The following is a 7616-nucleotide window of genomic DNA, read 5'->3' as shown; positions in this document are numbered from 1 at the left end:
GCCTCGCCGAGCGGGTCGTCCTGCTCTCGTCCCGGCCCGGCCGCATCGCCCGGGAGTGGACCATCGACATCCCGCAGCCGCGCCGCATCGAGGACACCGACGTGGCGGAGCTGTCCGTCGAGATCACCGAACACCTGCGTGGGGAGATCCGCCGCCATGGCCGGCACTGAGACGACCGCGGCCGCCGAACGCGCCGACGCCCACGACCTCGCGGGTCTGGAGGCCGGCCTCGATGCCCTCGACACGGCGCACATCCGCCGGACCCCGGTGCGCGAGGTCCTCCTGAAGAAGGTGCTGCCACCGTTCCTCGCCGTCGCGCTTGTGGTGGCGGCGTGGCAGCTGCTCGTCATCCTGAAGGTCGCCGACGAGGGCAAGCTGCCGGCTCCGTCCGCTGTCTGGGACAGCCTGTCCGCGATGTGGCTGGAGGGCACGCTCCTCGACATCCTGTGGACCAGCGTCTCCCGCGCCCTGCTCGGCTTCCTCCTCGCCCTGGCCGTCGGCACACCGCTCGGTCTGCTCGTCGCCCGGGTGGGCGTGGTCCGCACGGCGATCGGCCCGATCCTGTCCGGTCTGCAGTCGCTGCCCTCGGTCGCCTGGGTGGCGCCGGCGGTGCTGTGGCTCGGCCTCAACGACAGCATGATGTTCGCGGTCATCCTGCTCGGCGCCGTGCCGTCCATCGCCAACGGCCTGGTGGCCGGCGTGGACCAGGTGCCGCCGCTCTTCCTCCGGGCCGGCAAGACGCTCGGCGCGACCGGCCTCAGGGGCGCGTGGCACATCGTCATGCCGGCCGCGCTGCCCGGCTACCTCGCGGGCCTCAAGCAGGGCTGGGCGTTCTCGTGGCGCTCGCTGATGGCGGCGGAGATCATCGCCTCCTCGCCCGACCTGGGCCTGGGCCTCGGCCAGCTCCTGGAGAACGGCCGCAACAACTTCGACATGCCGGGGATCTTCCTCGCGATCATCCTGATCCTGCTCGTCGGCGTCGCCATCGACCTGCTGATCTTCAGCCCCCTGGAGCGCGCGGTGCTGCGCCGCCGCGGCCTGCTGGTGAAGGGCTGACCATCCCCTCAGCACCCGGGAAGCCGCTCGGGGTGGCCGCGCCCTGGGCCGACGGTGACAAGACGCGCCGCCGCGGAGCTCGATCCGCCCGCCGCCGCGCGATCAGGACAGGTGTCTACCGGACGGCACCGCCGGCTCGGATGCCGCGCGGGGACGCCCCCAGTTCACGACGGCAGGTCTTGTTGAACGCCTGCAGATCGGGAATGCCGACCGAGGCGGCGACGGCGGGGATGGAGAGCGTGGTGGCGCACAGGAAGTGCCTCGCCCGCTCCATCCGCCGGGCCCGGATGTAGCCGACCACCGTCTGCCCCGTGGCGGCCCGGAACAGCCGGGTCAGGTGGTTGTGGGAGACGCCGACCGCCCTCGCGATCTCCGGCACCGTCAGGGGCTCCGTCAGCCGCGTCTCGACCAGGGCCACTGCGGCCGCCACCGCGGGGTGGACGGCCTGCGCGCTCCGCCCCTGGGGTGGGGTGAGCCGGGCGACCCGCCACAAAGCACCCCACACCTCGGCGACCGCCCGTGACGGCGTGTGCGGCCAGGCGGCCAACGCCTGCCGCAGCTGCACGGAGAGGAAACCAAGTTCCGGACCGGCCTGCTGGATCACCGGGATGCTCGTGGCCGCTCCCCCGGCACCCAGACGGAGGTGGACGTAGAGGTGCTCGGAGCGGCCCCGGTAGCGGTAGCGGACTTCGGCCCCGGGCGGTACGAGGCTGACCCGGCCGGGGCGGATCGAGTGCTCGGTACCGTCGACCGTCAAGTCGGCGTCGTAGCCGTACAGATGGAACTGCCACAGGTCGGGCAGCGAGAACACGTCCACGTGGCCGGCCGGCCCGTGCACGCCGATGCCGACGGCGGCGAGTTCCGGAGGCTCGTCGAGATGGGCGATGGCCGTGTGCATGGTCACGTGTTCTACCACGGCGTCCGCAGCCCGATCCAGGATGGTGAACCTCGATTCACCGCAGGGCGGCTGGGGTGAGAATCGACCACTACTGGGTGAACTCGGCCCACCCGGCGGGGCGGCGGGCGGGCCTAGCGTGGCCGTCATGGAGAACAGGCAGGAACTGCTCAGCTCAGTACAGATGGCGCGCTTCGTCGCGCGCGGATCGCTGCGGCTGGACGCGGTGGTCCCGGCGGAGCTGAACGCCGAGGGCCTGAAGGTGCTGGCTGACGGCGTGCCGCCGGTGCCGTACGGGACGCCGTTGTCCGCGGCCTACCCCGAAGGCTCGTTCGTCCGCAGGCTGCTCGAACTGCCGCGGATCGCGGGGGCACTGCGCAGCCTGGTGGGCGTCGAGCCGTCAGTGGACCACCACTTCGTGCACACCCGCGAACCCCACGGCGGCGACGCCCAGGCGCTGCACGCGGACGCCATCATCGATGTCCGGCAGGACGCCTTCGACGTGCAGCTGATGTACTACCCGCAGGCGGTGACGCTGGAGATGGGCGGCACCCTCAGCGTGCCGGGCAGCCATCTGCGCCGGACCAACGAGTCGGACACCGGCCGCTACCAAAACCTGCGCGGCCAGGACCGGCTGGTCTGCCCGGCCGGGACGGTGGTGTTTCTGCACCACGGCCTCTGGCACGGGGGCCGGCGCAACGACAGCGACACGCTGCGCTACATGTTCAAGATCCGATTCAATCCGACGGTGCGTCAGCAACGGCTGTGGGACACCTCGGATCTGCACGATCCACAGGTGAACGCGGAGTTGGACGCGATGTTCCCGTGGTACGAGTGGGCGACCGGTCGCCTGGAGCGGTACAACCGCATCCTGCTGTGGCGGGCGCTGACCGGCGACGACAGCTACGACCTCGACCACTGGGTGACCAGGGTCTCCAACCGCCCCGGGGAGAAGACGGCATGACGACCGACTCCTCCCGGCAGCAGGTACTGGTGCTGTACCTCTCCAGCTCCGCGCTGGACTCCCACGTCGTCGGCTGGGCGAGGTACGACGGCACCGGCCGCACCTCGCCCACCACCGGCGACAGCGACGAGCCGCCGTACGAGACGGGGGTCGCGGCGCTCCGGGACGGCTGGCGACTGTTCCAGGCCGCTCAGCTGATCCCGCCGTACCCGGGTCACGAGTACGACGTGTCCTTCCTCAAGCACGAGTTCTTCTTCGAACGGATCGTCGACGCATCGGCGTCGTGACACACGGCTCCGGCCATGCTCCGGACGGACGAGGACGCTTCCGCGCCGCGCACGGCTCGTTGGCCGCCGCGGTGACCGCATCACCCCCGTGTCCCACGGCTACCGTGCTGCCGAGTGCGCGGCGCGGCACCCGTCCCCACGGGGCCAGGACCACCCCCTGAACGAGGACGAAATGACTGAGGTGAATCTCGTCGTGCTGTCGGCCGGTGACACGGCCCTCGCGCTCGACACCACCGGACCCGAGGTGCCCCGGGTGCTGCACTGGGGCGCCGATCCAGGCTTCGGCGCCGGCGACGCCACGCAGGTGCTCGACGCCATGGGCCGGACCTCGCGCCACCAGGCCGGGAGCCTGATGCCCTCCCAGGGGCGGGGCTGGGGTTGGTTCGGACGTCCGACCCTCGCCGGGCACCGCGGCGGCCGGGTCCGCCCGACGCGCTTCGAACTCTCCGAACCGGTCGCCGTACGCGCCCAGGACAGCCGGGGCGGCACCGTCCGCGTACGGGCCCTGGACCCCGGCGCGGGGCTCGCCCTGGACACCGAGCTGCAGATGACGGAACAGGGCGTGGTGCGGCTGCGCCATACCCTGACCAACACGGCGACGGACACCTACACCCTGGACGTGCTGGCGTGCGTGCTGCCGGTCCCCGTCCGCGCCGCGGAACTGCTGGACTTCGCCGGCCGCTGGGCCCGTGAGCGCTCCCCGCAGCGCGCCCCGCTGCGGCAGGGCGTCTGGTCGAGGGAGAACCGGCGCGGCCGCACCGGCTTCGACGCCGGGCTGCTGCTCGCCGGCACCGCAGGCTTCGGCTTCCGGCACGGCGAGGTCTGGGGCGTGCACCCCGCCTGGAGCGGCAACCACGTCCAGTACGCGGAGCGGCTGGCCGACGGGACGACGGTCCTCGGCGGCGGCGAACTGCTGGAGGCGGGTGAGATCCGGCTGGCGGAGGGCGAGTCCTACCGGACCCCGTGGGTGTACTTCGCGACCTCCGGCACGGGTCTGGACGGCATCAGCCGAGGTTTCCACGACATGCTCCGGGCCCGGCCACAGCACCCGACCACCGCCCGGCCGGTCACCATGAACATCTGGGAGGCGGTCTACTTCGACCACGACCCCGAACGGGTACACGCCCTCGCGAACACCGCGGCGGCGGTCGGCGTGGAACGGTTCGTCGTGGACGACGGCTGGTTCCGGCACCGCCGCCACGACCGGGCCGGCCTCGGCGACTGGTACGTCGACGAGAAGGTGTGGCCCGACGGGCTCCGCCCGCTCGCCGACCACGTCCACGGGCTCGGCATGCAGTTCGGCCTCTGGTTCGAGCCCGAGATGGTCAACCCCGACTCCGACCTGGCCCGCGCCCACCCCGACTGGATCCTCGCCGACCCCGACCGCCTCCCGTTCGAGCAGCGCAGCCAGCACGTCCTGGACGTCGCGCACCCCGGCGCCCACGCCTACCTGCTGGAGCGGATCAGCACCCTCGTCGGGGACGTGGGCATCGACTACATCAAGTGGGACCACAACCGCGACCTCGCCGACGCCGTCCACGACGGCCGACCCGGCGTGCACGCGCAGACCACGGCCGTCTACCGGCTCCTCGACGAACTGCGCGGCCGCCACCCCGGGCTTGAGATCGAGTCCTGCTCCTCCGGCGGGGCCCGCGCCGACCTCGGCATCCTCGAACGCACCGACCGGATCTGGGGATCGGACAACATCGACCCGATCGAACGCCAGGCCATCCAGCGCTGGACCGGCCTGCTCCTGCCCCACGAGCTGATCGGCTCGCACATCGGCTCCGCCCCGGCCCACATAAGCCACCGCGACAACACGCTCGCCTTCCGCTGCGCCACCGCCCTGTTCGGACACGCCGGCATCGAATCCGACATCTCGAACTGGTCGCAGGACGAGCTGACCACGCTCACCACGTGGGTCAGCGCCTACAAGCAGCTGCGCCCGCTGCTCCACGGCGGCGACGTCGTCCGCACCGACCACCCCGACCCGGCCGCCTGGGTCCACGGCGTCGTCTCGCGGGACCGGACCCACGCCGTCTTCGCCTACGTCCAACTGGACACCTCCGTCGCCGAGAACGGCGCGCCCGTACGCCTCCCGGGACTGGAGCCCGCGACCCGCTACGCCGTGCGGGTGCGCCCCGAACTCTCCTCCCCCGAGGACACCTGGCCCGCCTGGGGACGGCGTACGACCGCACTCACCGTGACCGGCCGGTACCTGGCCCAGGTCGGCCTGGCCGCCCCGGGCCTGGCCAACCGCCCCGGCCATGCGTTGGTGGTCGAGGTGCAGGCGCAGGCGTCGGCCTCGCAGAAGTAATCCTCCGCCCACCGCCACGCCTCGCTCCTGGAGCGCTACGGAACCCCGGCCGCGACGTCGGCGCCTTCCCGTACGAAGACCGGGATGCGCTCCAGCGGGGCCTCGGCGTCGAGCGTCGTTCCGCCCTCCAGCACACCGCCGGTGGCCGGGTCCCGCCAGCGGGTGCCGGACGGCAGGTACACCCGGCGGGCCCGGACGCCCGCCTCGTACACGGGTGCCACCAGCAGGTCGGGGCCGAGCAGGAACTGGTCGTCCACCTCCCAGGCGCGTTCGTCCTCGGGGAAATCGAAGAACAGCGGACGCATGGGCGGGGCGCCGGTGCGGTGGGCGTCCTCGGACAGCCGGTGCAGGTACGGGCGCAGGCGCTCGCGCAGCGACAGGTGGTCGCGGAGGATGCCGTACGCCTCCTCGCCGTACGACCAGACCTCGTTCGGCCCGCCGGTCATGTCCGTGGCGAAGGCGGGGTGGTTGGGCTCGCGGTCCCCGTGCAGCCGCATGACCGGGCAGAAGGTCCCGTACTGGAACCACCGGATCAGCAGTTCGCGGTACTCCGGGTCGTCCGGGTCGCCGCCGAAGAAGCCGCCGATGTCGGTGTTCCACCAGGGGATGCCGCTCATCGCGACATTCAGCCCCGCCCTGATCTGCCGCCCGAGGGAGTCGAAGGTCGTGGGGATGTCGCCGGACCACAGCAGGGCGCCGTACTTCTGGCTGCCCGCCCAGGCCGAGCGGACCAGCGACAGCGGCCGGTCCTCGCCCACCGCGCCCAGGCCCTCGGCCACGCCACGGGCATGCTCCAGCGGGTAGAGGTTCGCGGCCTCGGCGGCCGGCCCTGCCGCGTAGACGGCGCGCTCGGCGAGGCCCGGGGGCACGTCGGGTTCGCAGGCGTCCAGCCAGAAGCACGCCACGCCCAGCGAACGGTAGTTGTCGTTCAGCCGCTGCCACAGCGCGGCGCGCGCTCCGGGGTGGGTGGCGTCGTAGTACGCCATCGGGCGGATCAGGGCATCCCCGCCGAACCGGGAGGGCCACGGGAAGGTGAGCAGGCCGCCGTCCCCGTCCCGCACGAGGTGTCCGGCCGAGCGCAGTTCCTCGTACGCGTCGCTTCCGGGCTCGACGGTGGGCCAGACCGAGACGGCGAGCTTCACGCCGAGGTCCGACAGTTCCTTGACCATGGCGGCCGGCTCGGGCCACTCGCTCTCCTCGAAGCGCCAGTCGCCCATCCTCCGCCAGTGGAAGAAGTCGCAGACGATGACGGACAGCGGCAGTCCCCGCTCCTTGTACTGCCGTGCCACGGCCAGGAGTTCGCCCTGGGTGCGGTAGCGGAGCTTCGACTGCCAGAAGCCTGACGCCCACTCGGGGAGGAGGGGCGGACGGCCGGTGGCCCGGGTGTAGGAGTCCAGGATCCGGGCCGGGGTGTCCCCGGCGGTGATCCAGTAGTCGATGCGCCCGCCGCCGTCGGCGGTCCACCGGGTGGTGTCGGCGCCCAGTTCGACCCGGCCGGTCGCGGGGTTGTTCCACAGCAGTCCGTAGCCGCGCGAGGAGTGCAGGAAGGGGACGGCCGCCACGGTGTTGCGCTGAACGAGGTCGATCACACAGCCCTTCTGGTCCAGGCGCCCGTGCAGGTGCTGCCCCAGGCCCTGCAGCCGTTCACCGTCGTATGCCTCGAAGGACTGCTCCGTCCGGCCTCCGGTCGCGTGGACGCGGGAGCCGGCATGGTGTGCGTACGGGCTGCGCTCAGCGAGGAGTTCGCGGCCCGACGCGGCATCGACGAACCGCAGCCGGCCGTCCGCAGCCGCCTCGACGGCGATACGGCCGTTGACCAGACGGGCGGAGCCGTCGTCCGACACGGACACCTCGGCGTGCTGGGCGGGCCGCTGGTTCTCCAGCGCACCGGGGGCGGTGGGGTCGATGGTCCCGGACGAGGCCCGCACCCGGACGGCGTCCGGACCCCAGGGCTCGATACGGAGGATCTCTGCGGCGGTGTGCCGTTCCAGGGCACCCGCGCGGATGCTGTAGGACAAGGGTCGGTTCCTCTGCTCCGGGGGCCGGTCGGGTGGTGTCACGCGGTTCGTCGTGGACCGGCCCGCCACCGCCCGCGCA

General features: G+C 72.3%; 6 protein-coding genes and 1 pseudogene. 5 read left to right on the top strand and 2 right to left on the bottom strand.

Features of this window, described 5'->3' with window-relative positions:
- Positions 1-170, top strand: a pseudogene (locus ACWEJX_RS36790) (ABC transporter ATP-binding protein); the annotation flags it as partial.
- Complete coding sequence (locus ACWEJX_RS36785; RefSeq protein ID WP_451611759.1) at positions 157-1056, top strand: ABC transporter permease; 900 nt, start codon at positions 157-159, stop codon at positions 1054-1056. The pseudogene ACWEJX_RS36790 and the gene ACWEJX_RS36785, both read left to right, overlap by 14 nt.
- 115 nt (positions 1057-1171) lie before the next feature.
- Here ACWEJX_RS36785 and ACWEJX_RS36780 read toward each other — a convergent pair whose 3' ends face one another.
- Positions 1172-1954, bottom strand: a complete 783-nt coding sequence (locus ACWEJX_RS36780; RefSeq protein ID WP_451611760.1) for a helix-turn-helix transcriptional regulator — start codon at positions 1952-1954, stop codon at positions 1172-1174.
- A gap of 145 nt (positions 1955-2099) precedes the next feature.
- Here ACWEJX_RS36780 and ACWEJX_RS36775 point away from each other — a divergent pair, with 145 nt between their 5' ends.
- The 3 genes from ACWEJX_RS36775 to ACWEJX_RS36765 all read left to right on the top strand — a co-directional run bounded on the left by ACWEJX_RS36775 (position 2100) and on the right by ACWEJX_RS36765 (position 5519).
- Positions 2100-2915, top strand: coding sequence for a phytanoyl-CoA dioxygenase family protein (locus tag ACWEJX_RS36775; RefSeq protein ID WP_451611758.1), 816 nt, complete (start codon positions 2100-2102; stop codon positions 2913-2915).
- The gene (locus ACWEJX_RS36770) at positions 2912-3202 is read left to right on the top strand and encodes a hypothetical protein (protein WP_451611757.1); all 291 of its coding nucleotides are present in this window, start codon (positions 2912-2914) and stop codon (positions 3200-3202) included. The genes ACWEJX_RS36775 and ACWEJX_RS36770 overlap by 4 nt, the downstream gene beginning before the upstream one ends.
- A gap of 172 nt (positions 3203-3374) precedes the next feature.
- The gene (locus tag ACWEJX_RS36765; RefSeq protein ID WP_451611756.1) at positions 3375-5519 is read left to right on the top strand and encodes an alpha-galactosidase; all 2145 of its coding nucleotides are present in this window, start codon (positions 3375-3377) and stop codon (positions 5517-5519) included.
- A 35-nt stretch (positions 5520-5554) separates the two neighbouring features.
- Here ACWEJX_RS36765 and ACWEJX_RS36760 read toward each other — a convergent pair whose 3' ends face one another.
- On the bottom strand, positions 5555-7537 hold the full coding sequence (locus tag ACWEJX_RS36760; protein ID WP_451611755.1) for a glycoside hydrolase family 31 protein: 1983 nt from the start codon (positions 7535-7537) through the stop codon (positions 5555-5557).
- Positions 7538-7616 lie beyond the last annotated feature (79 nt).

It is taken from the genome of Streptomyces sp. NPDC004788 (assembly GCF_053601115.1).
Note: the sequence above shows the minus strand (reverse complement) of the source record. Positions and strands in the feature narration are given on the sequence as shown.

What these genes read in the sequence shown, in the direction of transcription:
- ACWEJX_RS36785 (WP_451611759.1), top strand. Translation starts at nt 157, where the DNA reads ATGGCCGGCACTGAGACGACCGCGGCCGCCGAACGCGCCGACGCCCAC.
- ACWEJX_RS36765 (WP_451611756.1), top strand. Translation starts at nt 3,375, where the DNA reads ATGACTGAGGTGAATCTCGTCGTGCTGTCGGCCGGTGACACGGCCCTC.
- ACWEJX_RS36770 (WP_451611757.1), top strand. Translation starts at nt 2,912, where the DNA reads ATGACGACCGACTCCTCCCGGCAGCAGGTACTGGTGCTGTACCTCTCC.
- ACWEJX_RS36780 (WP_451611760.1), bottom strand. Translation starts at nt 1,954, where the DNA reads ATGCACACGGCCATCGCCCATCTCGACGAGCCTCCGGAACTCGCCGCC.
- ACWEJX_RS36775 (WP_451611758.1), top strand. Translation starts at nt 2,100, where the DNA reads ATGGAGAACAGGCAGGAACTGCTCAGCTCAGTACAGATGGCGCGCTTC.